The following is a 16,379-nucleotide window of genomic DNA, read 5'->3' as shown; positions in this document are numbered from 1 at the left end:
TTGCATTTTTTAAAATAAGATCGTGGTCATAAATCCAGAAATAAACCAAAAAACGTAATGCCCGGATAAAAATCTGTAATTGCCAGCCTGAGATTATGCGTGAAGAATTTGCTCGTCCAAAGCAGTGCATGTTTCTTTTATCTCGCTCACCACCCTACAAAAGGTATTACTATTATGAAGATAAAGAACCTTTGCCTTACTCTCTGCGCCTCCCTGCTGCTTGCAAGCGTCGCCAGTCATGCCAAAGAGGTGAAAATCGGCATGGCAATTGACGATCTCCGTCTGGAACGCTGGCAAAAAGATCGCGATATTTTTGTAAAAAAAGCAGAATCGCTCGGCGCCAATGTGTTTGTTCAGTCCGCCAACGGTAATGAAGAAACACAAATGTCGCAAATTGAAAATATGATCAACCGTGGCGTTGATGTGCTGGTCATTATTCCTTACAACGGCCAGGTATTAAGTAATGTCGTGAAAGAAGCCAAACAGGAAGGAATTAAAGTACTGGCTTATGATCGCATGATTAATAATGCCGACATCGACTTCTATATTTCTTTCGATAATGAAAAAGTGGGGGAATTACAGGCGCAAAGCCTGGTCAGTAAAGTCCCACAGGGGAATTACTTCCTGATGGGCGGTTCGCCGGTGGATAATAACGCCAAACTGTTCCGCGCCGGGCAGATGAAAGTATTAAAACCCTATATCGACAGCGGGAAAATTAAAATTGTTGGCGATCAGTGGGTCGATGGATGGCTACCGGAAAATGCGCTGAAAATAATGGAAAACGCATTGACCGCCAATAACAACAAAATAGACGCGGTGGTGGCGTCTAACGACGCGACCGCAGGTGGCGCGATTCAGGCATTAAGCGCACAAGGGCTGGCGGGCAAAGTGGCGATCTCTGGCCAGGATGCCGATCTTGCCGGGGTGAAACGCCTGATTAACGGTAGCCAGACCATGACCGTCTACAAACCGATCACCCAGCTTGCCAACACGGCGGCAGAGATCGCCGTCGAACTGGGCAATGGCAAACAACCGAAGGCGGATGCTTCGCTGAATAACGGCCTGAAAGATGTTCCGGCTCGCCTGCTGACACCCATTGAGGTGACCAAAGACAACATCGACGCGACCGTTATCAAAGACGGTTTCCATCAGAAGAATCAGCTCTGACCACGGTGGCGCGCCGTTTCCTTTGACAGGCGCGCCCTCCGCCATTTCTTTCGGGCGCTGTAATACCAGCGAATGACGTGGAGCAGCCATGCCTTATTTACTCGAAATGAAGAACATCACCAAAGCCTTTGGCGCGGTAAAAGCCATCGATAATGTCAGCCTGCGGCTTAATGCGGGCGAGGTGCTGTCGCTGTGCGGCGAAAATGGGTCGGGCAAATCCACACTCATGAAAGTGCTGTGCGGGATCTATCCGGTGGGAAGCTACGAAGGGGAGATCGTCTTTTCGGGCGAAACCCTGCAAGCCACCCATATTCGCGATACCGAGCGCAAAGGCATTGCCATCATCCATCAGGAACTGGCGCTGGTGAAACATCTGACGGTACTGGAGAATATCTTTCTCGGTACAGAAATCACCCGTAACGGCGTAATGGACTATGACCAGATGACGCTACGCTGTGAAAAACTGCTCAAACAGGTCAGCCTTGCCATTTCGCCTGATACCCGCGTGGGAGATTTGGGTCTTGGGCAACAGCAACTGGTGGAAATCGCGAAGGCGCTGAACAAGCAGGTGCGGTTGCTGATCCTCGACGAGCCCACCGCTTCGCTCACTGAGCAGGAAACCGCCATCCTACTGGATATCATCCGCGATCTGCGCAATCACGATATCGCCTGCATCTATATTTCCCACAAGCTCAACGAGGTAAAAGCGATATCGGATGTGATCACCGTCATTCGCGACGGTCTGCACATCGGCACGCGCGACGCAGCCGGGATGAGTGAAGACGATATCATTACCATGATGGTTGGTCGTGAACTGACCGCGCTGTATCCCAATGAACCGCATACCACAGGGGATGAGATCCTGCGGGTCGAACATCTCACCGCCTGGCATCCGGTTAACCGCCATATCAAACGTGTCAACGACATCTCCTTTAGCCTGAAGCGTGGCGAAATTCTCGGTATCGCCGGGCTGGTTGGTGCAGGCCGAACCGAAGCGGTGCAGTGCTTATTTGGCGTCTGGCCCGGTCGCTGGGAAGGCACCATTTACCTCGACGGCCAGCCGGTACAGATTTCTAACTGCCAGCAGGCTATCGCCCACGGTATCGCCATGGTGCCGGAAGATCGTAAAAAAGATGGCATTGTGCCGGTGATGGCGGTCGGCAAGAACATTACGCTGGCGGCCTTAAACCAGTTCACCGGTGCGTTGAGCAGCCTGGATGATGCCGCAGAACAAGCGTGCATTTTGCAGTCCTTACAACGTCTGAAAGTCAAAACCTCCTCACCAGAGCTGGCGATTGGTCGCCTCAGTGGGGGGAACCAGCAAAAAGCCATTCTTGCCCGCTGTCTGTTGCTCAACCCACGCATTCTCATCCTTGATGAGCCAACGCGCGGCATCGACATCGGCGCGAAGTACGAGATCTACAAACTGATTAACCAACTGGTGCAGCAGGGGATTGCCGTCATCGTTATCTCATCTGAGCTGCCCGAAGTGCTTGGGCTAAGCGATCGGGTGCTGGTGATGCACGAAGGCAAGCTAAAGGCCGATCTTATCAATCGTAATCTGACCCAGGAGCAGGTCATGGAAGCGGCGCTGAGGAGCGAACATCATGTCGAAAAGCAACCCGTCTGAAATCAAGTTATCCAGCGCATCGCCGGGAGTCTTCTCCGGGCTAAAATCCCTGAATTTGCAAGTCTTTGTAATGATTGCGGCGATTGTGGTAATCATGCTGTTCTTTACCGGCATGACCGATGGTGCTTACCTGAGCGCGCGCAATATCTCTAACCTGCTGCGTCAGACCGCCATTACCGGCATCCTGGCGGTGGGCATGGTGTTTGTGATTATTTCCGCCGAAATCGACCTTTCCGTTGGCTCGATGATGGGCCTACTGGGGGGCGCCGCAGCGATTTTTGATGTCTGGCTCGGCTGGCCGCTGCCGTTGACCGTGGCGGTCACCCTGGTGCTCGGTTTATTGCTGGGAGCATGGAATGGTTGGTGGGTGGCATACCGCAAAGTCCCGTCGTTCATTGTCACGCTCGCCGGGATGCTGGCATTTCGCGGCGTGCTGATCGGCATCACCAACGGGACCACCGTTTCCCCCACCAGCGCAGCGATGTCGCAGATCGGTCAGAGCTATTTGCCTGATGGCGTCGGTTTTGGTGTCGGCTTACTGGGGCTGGTTGTCTTTGTGCTGTGGCAATGGCGTGGGCGCCTTCGTCGGCAATCTCTCGGCCTGACAACACCTGCCTCCACCGCCGCCGTTGGCCGTCAGGCCATTATTGCGGTCATTGTGCTTGGTGCCATTTGGTTGTTGAATGACTACCGTGGTGTCCCGACGCCGGTTCTGCTGCTGGCTTTCCTGCTGCTGGCCGGGATGTTTATGGCTACCCGCACCGCCTTTGGTCGGCGTATTTACGCCATCGGTGGCAACCTGGAAGCGGCGCGCCTTTCCGGTATCAATGTGGAACGCACCAAACTGGCGGTGTTTGCCATTAACGGTTTGATGGTGGCGATTGCCGGGTTGATCCTGAGCTCGCGCCTCGGCGCGGGTTCACCCTCTGCGGGGAATATCGCCGAACTGGACGCCATCGCCGCCTGCGTGATTGGCGGCACCAGCCTGGCGGGCGGGATCGGCAGCGTAGCGGGTGCGGTAATGGGGGCGTTTATTATGGCCTCACTGGATAACGGCATGAGCATGATGGACGTGCCTACCTTCTGGCAATACATCGTGAAGGGAGCGATATTACTGCTGGCGGTATGGATGGATTCCGCCACCAAACGTCGGGCCTGAGTACAACGAATACCGGGACGATCACACTGCCGGATCTTTTTTATCCGGCAGTGTGCTGAATATGGTAATCAGAACTGACGAATCTTCAGGAAGCGAATCGACATGTTTGAGAAACGCCATCGCATCACGCTGTTATTCAATGCCAACAAAGCCTACGACCGCCAGGTGGTTGAAGGCGTTGGGGAATATTTGCAGGCGTCGCAATCGGAGTGGGATATCTTTATCGAAGAAGATTTCCGCGCCCGCATCGAAAACATCAAAGAGTGGCTTGGCGACGGGGTGATCGCCGATTACGACGACCGAGAAATAGAGCGCCTGCTGGCGGATGTCGATGTCCCCATTGTCGGCGTCGGCGGCTCCTATCACATCCCCGAACATTATCCTCCGGTGCACTACATCGCCACCGACAACTTTGCGCTGGTGGAAAGCGCATTCCTGCATCTGAAAGAAAAAGGCGTGCACCGCTTCGCCTTTTACGGACTCCCTGCCTCCAGCGGTAAACGCTGGGCTGCTGAACGGGAGTACGCGTTTTGCCAACTGGTGGCGCAGGAAAAATACCGCGGCGTGGTGTACCAGGGGCTGACCACGGCACCGGAAAACTGGCAGCATGCGCAAAACCGCCTGGCGGACTGGTTGCAAACACTGCCGCCGCAAACCGGCATCATCGCAGTAACCGATGCGCGCGCACGCCATGTACTGCAGGTGTGCGACCATTTGCATATTCCGGTGCCGGAAAAGCTGTGCGTCATTGGTATTGATAACGAAGAACTCACCCGCTATCTCTCCCGGGTTGCCCTCTCTTCCGTGGCGCAGGGCACGCGGCAGATGGGGTATCAGGCAGCGAAACTGCTGCACCGCCTGCTGGATAATGAAACCCTGCCGCTACAACGCCTGCTGGTACCGCCGGTGCGCGTGGTGGAGCGGCGTTCCACGGATTACCGCTCACTGAACGATCCGGCCGTGATCCAGGCAATGCACTATATCCGCAACCATGCCTGTAAGGGCATTAAAGTGGATCAGGTGCTGGATGCGGTAGGGATCTCGCGTTCGAATCTGGAAAAGCGCTTTAAAGAAGAGGTGGGCGAGACGATTCACGCGGTGATTCATACGGAGAAACTGGAAAAAGCCCGCAGTCTGCTGGTATCGACATCGTTGTCGATCAACGAAATCTCACAGATGTGCGGTTACCCGTCGTTGCAGTATTTCTATTCCGTGTTCCGCAAGGAGTACGACAGCACGCCGAAAGATTATCGCGACCGCTACAGCGAAGTTCTGATTTAGCGCCCAAAGAAAAATGCCTTCCGGGTGGAAGGCATTTGGCAGATTACATATGAGAGGCAATTAACTGCTGATTGTCCTGATACATGGCAAACAGATAGTTATTGTAACTGGCGCCCCGGGTCGAATAACCCTGCAGCTTATGGATCATGTTGGTCGCTGTCACTTCCTGATCCGCTTTACGCAACTGCGCCCGTGACTTACGGAAAGAGGCGTACGCAGAGTGTGTATTCAGGTTGGTAACATAGGCGTCAACAGACTCCTGCACGGACTCAAAGTGAGAGTAACCTTTCACCTTACCCGGGCCGTTTTTACATGCCCCTTTGGCACACTTCATACCAAACAGGTTGTTGTTCGTCCGCGCCAGCTTCGAGGTTCCCCAACCGCTTTCCGCTGCCGCCATTGTCGCCACCATGCTGTCCGGGATGATGTCCACACGCTCCAGCAGCACGTTCCACGGAATACGGCGCGTATTCCCGGACCAGCTCACTTTGTAGCGTTTGGTCAGTTCCTTCAGACGCGTGCGTTCGGCAGGCGACCACTGACTGTCGTATTGTTTACTGAGCAACCAGTTACGCTCGGCGGCAATCGCTGAGTTTTTGCTGGTGATATAAGGCATTACTGTCCGGAGAAACGCTTTTTTCCTTGGGGTTCCGGAAGGGTATTTTCGCAAATCAGGAAGTGAACTGCTATTTACACTATTGCGAGAATACTCTTGTTTACTGCTTGCCTGTTTTTTTACGCTTGCCTTAGTGACGTGGGCTTTGTGACTCGCTGTTTCTGCTGTGTGTGTCTTTGCCAGCACTCCCCCTGAAAACATCAGGGTGAAAAACATGAGTATCGTCGCCCCAGGTCGTCGCATGGGTATCGATATCATTAAGTCTCCTGGTCGGATATGAACATTCCAACACCTTCTTTTTTGCACAATTTTGAGAGCTGAATCTCAAATCATACCAAAAATAGCCTGCAAGAGCACGTACAGAAATAATCCAATTCTGAAATCATGTCACGGAGAAACTGCACATAAAACAAACAATCTCCCGTAAATGTGGTGTTTATCGCAAATAAACCGGGTTCGATCCCCCTTTCCCCTCCTCCCCCGCAATACGTCTTGCGGGAGGAGTTCCCCGCCCGCCCGTCGTGGCAAACTGAGCCACAATCGCTCTCACAGGGACTGCATATGAAACACGCCGCGCTGTTACTGCTTTTTTTGCCCACGCTCGCGCTCGCCGATTGGACTGTCCGCGGTTTCCCGCCCTTCAGCAGCAGTGGCGCTGGCGTCTGGCACAGTGAAGCTGCGTTAAAGAAGGGCGCGCAGCCCTTTACCTTGCAGGATGGTCAACAGTGCTGGCAGCCAGCGGATGGCATTAAACTGAACCAGACGCTGTCGCTGATACCCTGTACAGGTCACGCGCCGCCGTGGCGGATCTTCCGCGATGGCGATTATCGGTTACAGATAGATACCCGCTCCGGCACACCCACGCTGATGCTCACTGTGAAAAATGACGTTGCGGCGACGCCTGCTACCGCACAGCGTCAATGCCCGGTTCGCGACGACAAACCGCTCACCATTGCGGTAGGTAACACGTTCGCAGAAGGCAGCCAGGTGCGGGATTTTTACAGTCAGCGCACGGCTACCGTGCGCGATGGCAAGGTCACCTTACAGCCAGCCGCAAACAGTGACGGTTTATTACTGCTGGAGTCAGCAGACACGCAAGGTACAGCCCCCTTTCAATGGCACAACGCGACTGTCTATTTCGTGCTCACCGACCGCTACGTCAACGGTGATCCGGGTAACGATAACAGCTACGGTCGGCATAAAGATGGTCTGCAGGACATTGGTACCTTTCACGGCGGTGACCTGAAAGGACTGACGACCAAACTGGATTATCTGCAACAACTTGGCATCAACGCACTGTGGATAAGTTCACCGCTGGAACAGATCCACGGCTGGGTGGGCGGTGGAACCAAAGGGGACTTCCCTCATTATGCCTATCACGGTTATTACACTCAGGACTGGACCCGTCTCGACGCCAACATGGGCACCGAAAATGATCTCCGTACTCTGGTGGACGAAGCGCACAAACGGGGGATCCGCGTCCTGTTTGATGTGGTGATGAACCACACCGGCTATGCAACGCTGGCGGATATGCAAACCTTCGGCTTTGGTGCGCTCTATCTGAGAGAGGGTGAACGCGAGAAAATCCTGGGTCAGCACTGGACAGACTGGCGTCCCGCGGCCGGACAGAACTGGCACAGCTTTAACGATTACATCAACTTCAGCGATATAACCGCCTGGCAAAACTGGTGGGGAAAAGCGTGGATCCGTACCGACATTGGCGATTACGACAGCCCCGGCGTTGACGATCTCACCATGTCGCTGGCGTTTCTGCCCGACCTGAAAACCGAATCCACCACGCCTTCCGGTCTGCCGGTCTTTTACCGGCATAAACCCGATACCCATGCGCAGGAAATCAGCGGCTTTACGCCACGGGATTACCTCACCCACTGGCTGAGCCAATGGGTACGGGACTATGGCATTGATGGCTTTCGCGTGGACACCGCCAAACACGTTGAACGGGATGCCTGGCAACAACTGAAAACCCAGGCGACGCAGGCATTGGCGGAGTGGAAACAGGCCAATCCGCAGAAGAAAATTGACGATGCCCCCTTCTGGATGACCGGTGAATCCTGGGGCCACGGCGTGATGCGCAGCGACTATTACCAGCATGGTTTTGATGCGATGATCAACTTCGATTATCAGGAGCAGGCGGCCAGTGCTGTGCCCTGTCTGGCGAATATGGATGCGATCTGGCAGCAGATGGCCGATAAATTGCAGAACTTCAACGTGCTGAGTTATCTCTCCTCGCACGACACCCGCCTGTTCCGCGAGGGGGGACAGCAGGCGGCAGAACTTCTGCTGCTTGCCCCGGGCGCGGTGCAGATCTTTTACGGCGATGAATCGGCGCGTCCCTTTGGCCCCACCGGTTCGGACCCGTTACAGGGCACGCGCTCAGATATGAACTGGCAGGATTTGAACGGTAGCGCCGCCCAGAGCTTGCGCCACTGGCAGACACTGGGCCAGTTCCGTGCTCGCCATCCGGCGCTCGGCGCAGGGAAACAGACAACGCTAACGCTACCGCAGGGTTACGGATTCGTTCGCGAATCGGGCAATGACAAAGTGATGGTGATTTGGGCCGGGCTGCCGCAGCGCTGAGTCATAAGGCAAATATCAGCATATAACTCCAAATTATTGGACCGAACAGGAATAAAGTACGACAGAGAGCATCGGGGTGCAATTTGCACCCTGCCTTTCAGAGCGCTATGGTTAGCCACTTTGAACAGCAGTCCGGCAGAACAGTAGCGATGACATTTTCACTTTTCGGCGACAAATTCACCCGCCATGCAGGCATTACACGCCTGATGGAGGATCTCAACGACGGTTTACGCACGCCTGGCGCGATCATGCTTGGCGGCGGTAACCCGGCGCAAATTCCGGCGATGACCGATTATTTCCACAAGCTGCTGGCAGAGATGGTGGAAAACGGCAAAGCGACTGATGCGCTGTGCAATTATGACGGTCCGCAGGGCAAAACCGAGCTGCTGACCGCGCTGGCAGGCATGCTGCGCGAAGAATTAGGTTGGGATATTGAGCCGCAGAATATTGCACTGACAAATGGCAGTCAGAGCGCTTTTTTCTACTTATTCAATCTGTTTGCCGGTCGCCGCGCCGATGGAAGCACCAGAAAAGTGTTGTTCCCACTGGCACCGGAGTATATCGGTTACGCGGATTCAGGGCTGGAAGAAGACCTGTTCGTCTCCGCACGGCCCAATATTGAACTGTTACCCGAAGGCCAGTTCAAATACCACGTCGATTTCGAACACCTACACATTGGCGAAGAGACAGGCATGATCTGTGTCTCGCGTCCGACCAATCCGACCGGCAACGTCATTACTGATGAAGAGCTGATGAAACTGGATGTGCTGGCTAATCAGCACAACATTCCACTGGTGATCGATAACGCTTACGGCGTGCCTTTTCCGGGGATCATCTTTAGCGAAGCGCGCCCGCTGTGGAACCCGAATATTATCCTGTGCATGAGTCTGTCGAAGCTGGGCCTGCCAGGCAGCCGCTGCGGCATTATTATCGCCAATGACAAAGTGATCTCGGCAATCCGCAACATGAACGGCATCATCAGTCTGGCACCAGGCGGTATCGGTCCGGCAATGATGTGCGAAATGATCAAACGCAAAGACCTGCTGCGCCTGTCCGAAGAGGTGATAAAACCTTTTTACTACCAGCGGGTGCAGGAAACCATCGCCACGCTGCGCCGTTATTTACCTGAAGAGCGCTGCCTGATCCACAAGCCGGAGGGGGCGATATTCCTCTGGCTGTGGTTTAAGGATCTGCCCATCAGCACGGAGCTGCTGTATCAGCGGTTAAAAAAACGCGGTGTCCTGATGGTGCCCGGAGATTATTTCTTCCCGGGGTTGGATAAGCCCTGGCCGCATACTCATCAGTGCATGCGTATGAACTATGTGCCGGAACCCTCGCTGATCGAAGAGGGTGTGAAAATTCTCGCCGAAGAAGTTGAAAAAGCCTGGCAGGAAAACTGAAGCCGGACAACCGCATAATACGCCCCCTTACCGGGGGCTTTTTTACGCGCGTAATCAGGCAACACACCCGGCTAACTGACCACGCAGGCGATTTTCCCGCAGCGTTGACGGGTTGAGGCAGCTTAGCGCACCGGTCGGGCAGGCTTCCACGCAGGCAGGGCCATTCTCACGGTGCTGGCACAAATCGCACTTCAGCGCCTGCGCCCGGTTATTGAGCACGGTGACCTGCATGGCGCCAAACGGGCAGGCAATCATGCAACTCTTACAGCCGATACAGCGGGACTGTTCCACGCACACCGCCCCCTCAACACGGCTTATCGCCCCGACCGGGCAAACATTGGCGCAAGGCGCATCTTCGCAGTGATGGCAGGTCACTGCCGTAGAGAACGTACCGGTCTTTACCACGCGAATGCGTGCGGAAAACGTGGTGGGTTTGACGACCGAGCAATCCTGGTTGTCCTCGTGCGACACCACACAGGCCACTTCACAGGTGCGGCAGCCAATGCACTTACCCGGATCGGCGATAATAAAACGGTTCATTCTCCACTCCGCCTGACACAAAAAAACAAGGGTGCCAGAAAACGTCATGGCGGCGCTTTGATCGCGGCAGGGAAAGTCGCCAGATTTGTCATCTGCATGAACATGTCTGGCGCTTTGCCTTAACGATGTGTTAACGCGCGGGTCAGAACAGCCCTTGTGGCTTGTCGGAGTAACTCACTAACAGGCATTTGGTTTGCTGGTAGTGCTCCAGCATCATCTTGTGGGTTTCACGCCCAATCCCCGACTGCTTGTAGCCGCCAAACGCTGCATGTGCAGGATAGGCATGATAGCAGTTGGTCCATACGCGTCCGGCCTGGATGCCACGCCCCATTCGGTAGGCCAATGACCCGTTACGGCTCCAGACGCCTGCGCCGAGGCCATAGAGCGTATCGTTGGCCAGTGCCAGGGCTTCATCCTCCGTTTTGAAGGTTGTGACTGCCAGCACCGGGCCGAAAATCTCCTCCTGAAAGACGCGCATCGCATTCTGACCAAACAGGATTGTCGGCTCCAGGTAGTAACCTGTTTGCAGATCCCCCGCCAGCACTTTACGCCGCCCGCCAGTGAGAATGTCCGCTCCCTCCTGCTGGCCTATGGCGATATAATTGAGAATGGTCTCCATCTGCCCTTGTGAAACCTGCGCCCCCATTTGTGTGGTGTTGTCTAACGGGTTACCGCTACGAATGCTTTCAACCCGGCGAATCGCGCGTTCCATAAAGCGCTCGTAGATGGATTCCTGCACCAGCGCCCGACTCGGACAGGTGCACACCTCACCCTGGTTGAAGGCGAACAGGGCAAACCCTTCCAGGGCCTTATCGAAGTAGGCGTCTTCTTCATCCATCACATCGGCGAAGAAAATATTCGGTGATTTTCCACCCAGCTCCAGCGTCACCGGAATAATGTTTTGTGTGGCGTACTGCATAATTTGTCGGCCCACGTCTGTCGAACCAGTAAACGCCACCTTGGCGATGCGTTTTGAAGTGGCGAGATATTCGCCAATCTCGCCTCCTGCGCCGTTTACCACATTGATGACCCCCGGCGGCAGCAGATCGCCGATAATCTCCATCAGCAACAGTACCGAGAGCGGTGTCAGACGTGCAGGTTTCAGCACAATACAGTTTCCAGCCGCCAGCGCAGGGGCCATTTTCCAGCACGCCATCAACAGCGGAAAATTCCACGGAATGATCTGCCCGACTACCCCGAGCGGTTCATGAAAATGGTACGCCACTGTATCGTTATCAAGTTCACTGATCCCGCCTTCCTGCGCACGTATGCAGCCCGCGAAATAACGGAAATGATCGATCGCCAGCGGCACGTCTGCGCCTTGCGTTTCGCGGATCGGTTTACCGTTGTCCCAGGTTTCCGCTGTCGCCAGCAGTTCGAGGTTTTGCTCCATGCGATCGGCAATTTTTAGCAATATTGCCGCCCGTGCCTGGACGGACATCGCTCCCCATGCCGCTCTGGCTTTGTGGGCGGCATCCAGTGCGAGGTCAATATCCTGCGGGCCGGAGCTGGCAACCTCGCACAACGGTTGACCGGTCACTGGCGTAAGATTCGGGTAATACTCGCCCGCCACGGGGGCGACCCAATCGCCACCGATAAAGTTGTCATAGCGGGCTTTTAACGTCAGGGGAAAACCGTATTTCCCGGGCTGGATAGAGGGCGTTGAGAGGGAGGTGGTCATCGGCGTCTCCTTGCGACAGTTATCCTTACAAGGGTAGACGCGACTGGCGAAATATTCGCCAGTCCGCAATAACTTAAAACAAATCTTCAGTCGTTTTCTTTGGTAAACAATGCTTTGTCGCGCAGGATATGATCGTTGCCGCGACGGCGGGTAAAACCGATGCGGTCAAAATACTCAAGGATCTGGATAGCCAGCTTACGCCCGACGTTAAGCCGGTCGCGGAAGTCCGCCGCACTGGTAGTGCCGCGCGCCTGATCCAGCTCGCGGATCATCGTGGCGAACGTCACAATCCGATCGTTGCGGTAATAACGATCTTTCACGATCGCCGTAATCAGCCCCTGCTGCGCGGCTTGCCGCAATACGGTGCGCATCACCTGTTCATCGGCCGCGACTTCGCGTGCCACATCCCGCACCCACCAGGGTTCATCGCCAAATAGCGGCGCGGCTTTCTGCCATAATTGCGCCTGTTCATCGGTAAAACCTGCTTTATGGTAAGGCAAATGCAACCAGCCGTGATGACTGTGGATCTCACCGCTTTCGCGCATACGCTCAATCAGGGTTAATACCAGCGCTTCGTCTTCCATTGGCAGTGCCATGCGTCGTAGACGCTCGCGCCCCGGTCCCGGCTCTTCGCGATACTGCTCGTGATAGGTCGCCAGCGTTTCCAGCAGTTTTCGCTGCCAGCGCGCCGCCACCGGTGCATCGAGCAGATTATCTCCGGCGCGGATAAATCCCGGCTGGTTCAGTAATCTCTCCAGCCCGTCCGGACTGAGCTGGCGTGCCCAGCCAAAGGCCGTAAGTTCGACAGCGCCGCGTGACAGATGCACCGACAACGCCTGTGCATCATCGGTCGCCTGCGCCAACGCGGTGATCCAGTTCAGATAGTCCGTTTTACGTTTTCCCCGGCGCGGCGAATTCAGTGCCACTACCCGCGCTCCCGCCAGCGTGCTGCGCGCGGAGATATCCCGCAGCACCAATCGATCGTTATCCGCCAGCCACAGCGGCGTATCCAACACCAGCTCCGCCAGGTCATTCTCCAGCAGCGACACGCGGCCAGTAACGTGGCTGACGGCATGATGGATGTGCAGAGATTGCCACTGCGTCAGCGGCGTATGTGTTTGCAGGGCGACAATCAGCCGCTCCGTGGGCTCGGGAGGTTGCTGCGACAGCAGCCAGTTACCACGACTCAGCGCCTCTTTTTCCGCATCGCCAGCAATATTCAGGGCGATACGTTGCCCGGCCTGCGCCCGCTCAACGGGCTGATTTTGCGCATGCAGACCACGCACGCGCATCGGTTTATTCACCCCGGTCAGCCATAGCGTATCGCCGATGCGGACATCGCCGGATAGCGCCGTACCGGTCACCACCAGCCCTGCCCCTTTGACGGTAAACGCGCGATCCAGCGCCAGGCGAAAGCGTTGGTGTTCCGGGTGCGCCCGCTCCGGCAGTTGCAGCAGATGCGCGCGTAATTCATCAATCCCCTGCTGCCTCGTAGCCGCCGTGACGAACAGGGTCGCCTGCGGGTAACCGAAAGCACGTAAGGTGTTTTGCACCTCTTCGCGCACGTCGGCAATACGCGCCTCATCCACACGATCGGCTTTCGTCAGCGCCACCGTCAGTGCCGGGTTACCGGTTAACTGCAAAATCGCCAGATGTTCGCGTGTCTGCGCCATCACCCCATCGTCACAGGCCACCACCAGCAAGGCATGATCGATGCCGCCAACGCCCGCCAGCATATTCGACAAAAATTTTTCATGCCCCGGAACATCGATAAAACCCGGCACCCGCCCATCTGGCTGCGGCCAGTAGGCATAGCCGAGATCGATGGTCATACCGCGTTTTTTTTCCTCCGGCAAACGGTCAGCGTTCACGCCGGTAATGGCTTCAATCAGGGTGGTCTTGCCGTGGTCTACGTGCCCGGCAGTGGCAATAATCATTTCAGCAACATCTCCAGCAAGCGGGATTCATTTTCAAGACAGCGGCAGTCCAGCCACAGGCGGCCATCATAGATACGGCCAATCACCGGCTGCGGCAGTGACCGCCACTGCATCGCCAGCGCTTCCAGTCGACGGCCGCTACCGTCGTGGGGAGTAAACGTCAGCGCAGCGCCTGGCAGCCTGTCCACCGGTAACGAACCGCTGCCAATCTGCGACTGACAAGCCTCGACCCGAATAGCAAACTCACGATAGCGCGACGTCAGCGCAGCACACAGACGCTGCGCTTGCTCGCGGATCTCCGGTTCCGGGCGTGTTAAATAGCGCAGGGTCGGGAGGTTTTGCCGGAGCTTCTCCGGGTGCAGATAAAGACGCAGCGTGGCTTCCAGCGCGGCCAGCGTCATTTTATCCGCACGCAGGGCGCGTTTCAGCGGATGTTGCTGCAACTGCGCAATCAGCGCTTTTTTACCAACGATAATCCCGGCTTGCGGGCCGCCCAGCAGTTTATCGCCGGAGAAACTCACCAGACTCACGCCTGCGGCGATCAGCGCTTGCGGCATGGGTTCCTGCGGCAACCCATAAAGACTTAAATCCACCAGCGAACCGCTGCCAAGATCGACAATCACCGGTAACCCGGACGCCTGCGCCAGCGTAACCAGTTCGGCCTCGCTCACCGCTTTGGTAAACCCTTCGACATGGTAATTGCTGGTGTGTACCTTCATCAGCAGTGCAGTATTGTCATTAATGGCCTGCTGATAATCTTTTGCGTGGGTGCGATTGGTCGTGCCGACTTCATGCAATACGCAGCCAGCCTGACGCATCACATCCGGAATGCGAAATGCGCCGCCAATCTCCACCAGTTCGCCGCGCGACACAACCACTTCCCGGCCTGCCGCCGTGGCGGCCAGCATCAGCAGCACTGCCGCCGCATTGTTATTCACAATACAGGCATCTTCCGCACCGGTCAGTTGACACAAAAGATCGGCCAGCGCCCGATCGCGATGACCCCGTCCGGCACCATCGAGATCGTACTCCAGTGTTACCGGTGACCCCATCGCCTGAGCGACCGCATCGATCGCCGCCAGCGGCTGTATCGCTCGGCCTAAATTGGTATGCAGCACCGTCCCGCTGAGATTGAATACCGGGCGCAACGCACTGGTTTCGCTGCATTCCAGTCGCCGTTGTGTTTCCGCCGCCCAATTTTCGCACCAGTCGGGTAGTGTCTGCGCAGTGCGGATCTGCTCACGCGCTTCATCCTGTAATTGGCGCAACGCCTGGGCCACGCGCTGGTGACCAAACGTCGCTAACAGAGAAGTGAACGCCTCGTCACGTAACAGGCGATCGGTAGAAGGGATCTGGCTGTAAAGAGTAGTCATGAAAAGGCCTGGCTGTTGGTTGCCCCTCCCGTCAGGGGCAATTTGACGTGAGGGGATTGTACAGCGACTTTGTTCAGGCGGACATCATGGTTATCACGCCTTTGGCGGCGCAGTGCGGGCGAAGCTCTCACGCAGGAACAAGTTTTCCACCAGTTTGACCAGCAGCGGGCGATTAACACACCAGCCGGGCGCAACGTGGCGGAAGTTGATGTAATCGATGGCGCAGGCTATCGCGATGGTCGCCAGATTGAGGCTATCAACATGCAGTGTTCCGTCACGCAAATAGCTTTCCAGCGCATCCAGCCCGCGGTTCACTTTTTCCCGCTGGCGGAGCAGTTCGGTTTCAGACTGCTGCTCCACCGGGCGCGCCAGCTCACGCACCGACACCAGCGCAGCGTCCATAATGCCGTCTGCCAGTGCTTCAAGCTGGCGAATTTTTAGCGCGGCTTTCGCATCCGCTGGCAACATCGCCGGTGCAATACCTAATAAATCAATGTACTGCGCGATAATCGGCGAGTCATACCACACTTCGCCGTCATCGGTCACCAACGCCGGGACTTTGCCAAGGGGGTTAAATTGCCCCACGCCGTTAACGGCGTTATACGGCTGTTCGTTGATGAATTCGAATGTGATCCCTTTTTCCAACAGGATCACCGAAATTTTGCGTACAAAAGGGCTGGTGTAGCTGCCAATCAGTTTCATTGCCTGGTCCTTTTTTCGCCAACTAAGAAATTAAGTATGCACCAACGGAATCAGACCGTTTCATCAATATGCAAACTTTACCGCCCAGATTAGCACCACAGCCGCAAATGAAAGGGAGTTACAAATCGAACTGGTTGAAAAAGACACAATTTGCGATCGATCACACTCAGAAAAGTCCTGGCGAAAATATCTTGTGATCAATATCACAAATAAATAACAAAGTGTCCGAGAGAAAATGCGAAGTTAGTCACATTTAATGCCTTGTTCAGCCTGTTTTTTATTCTTTGTTCTTTTT

The 16,379-nt window shown here is 55.5% G+C and carries 12 protein-coding genes; 6 read left to right on the top strand and 6 right to left on the bottom strand.

Annotated features, from left to right (window positions below; all coding sequences use genetic code 11):
* Positions 1–174 precede the first annotated feature (174 nt).
* The 4 genes from xylF to xylR all read left to right on the top strand — a co-directional run bounded on the left by xylF (position 175) and on the right by xylR (position 5,237).
* The gene (gene xylF, locus ABGA49_RS07435) at positions 175–1,167 is read left to right on the top strand and encodes a D-xylose ABC transporter substrate-binding protein (RefSeq protein WP_061492544.1); all 993 of its coding nucleotides are present in this window, start codon (positions 175–177) and stop codon (positions 1,165–1,167) included.
* An 88-nt stretch (positions 1,168–1,255) separates the two neighbouring features.
* On the top strand, positions 1,256–2,797 hold the full coding sequence (locus ABGA49_RS07430; RefSeq protein WP_061492543.1) for a xylose ABC transporter ATP-binding protein: 1,542 nt from the start codon (positions 1,256–1,258) through the stop codon (positions 2,795–2,797).
* Entirely contained in the window at positions 2,775–3,956 is a 1,182-nt protein-coding gene (gene xylH, locus ABGA49_RS07425; RefSeq protein ID WP_263098830.1) for a xylose ABC transporter permease XylH, read from the top strand. The genes ABGA49_RS07430 and xylH overlap by 23 nt, the downstream gene beginning before the upstream one ends.
* Positions 3,957–4,058: 102 nt before the next feature.
* Positions 4,059–5,237 (top strand): D-xylose utilization transcriptional activator XylR, encoded by a 1,179-nt coding sequence (gene xylR, locus ABGA49_RS07420; protein WP_347665372.1) that lies wholly within the window; start codon positions 4,059–4,061, stop codon positions 5,235–5,237.
* A gap of 43 nt (positions 5,238–5,280) precedes the next feature.
* On the opposite strand, the gene ABGA49_RS07415 is transcribed toward xylR, so the two are convergent.
* Positions 5,281–6,111, bottom strand: a complete 831-nt coding sequence (locus ABGA49_RS07415; protein ID WP_061492540.1) for a protein bax — start codon at positions 6,109–6,111, stop codon at positions 5,281–5,283.
* Positions 6,112–6,414: 303 nt separating this feature from the next.
* Here ABGA49_RS07415 and ABGA49_RS07410 point away from each other — a divergent pair, with 303 nt between their 5' ends.
* Both ABGA49_RS07410 and avtA read left to right on the top strand, forming a co-directional pair.
* Positions 6,415–8,451, top strand: coding sequence for an alpha-amylase (locus ABGA49_RS07410; RefSeq protein WP_347665371.1), 2,037 nt, complete (start codon positions 6,415–6,417; stop codon positions 8,449–8,451).
* 107 nt (positions 8,452–8,558) lie between these two features.
* On the top strand, positions 8,559–9,851 hold the full coding sequence (avtA, locus tag ABGA49_RS07405) for a valine--pyruvate transaminase (protein WP_088238376.1): 1,293 nt from the start codon (positions 8,559–8,561) through the stop codon (positions 9,849–9,851).
* A 54-nt stretch (positions 9,852–9,905) separates the two neighbouring features.
* Here avtA and ABGA49_RS07400 read toward each other — a convergent pair whose 3' ends face one another.
* The 5 genes from ABGA49_RS07400 to ABGA49_RS07380 form a co-directional block, all read right to left on the bottom strand.
* Positions 9,906–10,391: a 4Fe-4S dicluster domain-containing protein gene (locus ABGA49_RS07400; RefSeq protein WP_061492538.1), complete on the bottom strand. Its 486-nt coding sequence runs from the start codon at positions 10,389–10,391 to the stop codon at positions 9,906–9,908.
* Between the two features lie 142 nt (positions 10,392–10,533).
* A complete protein-coding gene (locus tag ABGA49_RS07395) occupies positions 10,534–12,072 on the bottom strand; it encodes an aldehyde dehydrogenase family protein (RefSeq protein ID WP_088238275.1) in 1,539 nt (512 codons plus the stop codon).
* An 86-nt stretch (positions 12,073–12,158) separates the two neighbouring features.
* Positions 12,159–14,009 (bottom strand): selenocysteine-specific translation elongation factor, encoded by a 1,851-nt coding sequence (selB, locus tag ABGA49_RS07390; protein WP_347665370.1) that lies wholly within the window; start codon positions 14,007–14,009, stop codon positions 12,159–12,161.
* Entirely contained in the window at positions 14,006–15,382 is a 1,377-nt protein-coding gene (gene selA / locus ABGA49_RS07385; protein ID WP_347665369.1) for an L-seryl-tRNA(Sec) selenium transferase, read from the bottom strand. The genes selB and selA overlap by 4 nt, the downstream gene beginning before the upstream one ends.
* 93 nt (positions 15,383–15,475) lie before the next feature.
* Positions 15,476–16,084 carry a glutathione S-transferase gene (locus tag ABGA49_RS07380; RefSeq protein WP_061492534.1) on the bottom strand — a complete coding sequence of 203 codons (609 nt, stop codon included), beginning with the start codon at positions 16,082–16,084 and terminating at the stop codon, positions 15,476–15,478.
* Positions 16,085–16,379 lie beyond the last annotated feature (295 nt).

Origin of the sequence: Kosakonia sp. WA-90, from assembly GCF_039871955.1 — a bacterium.
GTDB lineage: Bacteria > Pseudomonadota > Gammaproteobacteria > Enterobacterales > Enterobacteriaceae > Kosakonia > Kosakonia oryzendophytica.
The sequence above is the reverse complement of the archived record's forward strand: the minus strand, read 5'-3'. Positions and strand labels throughout refer to the sequence as shown.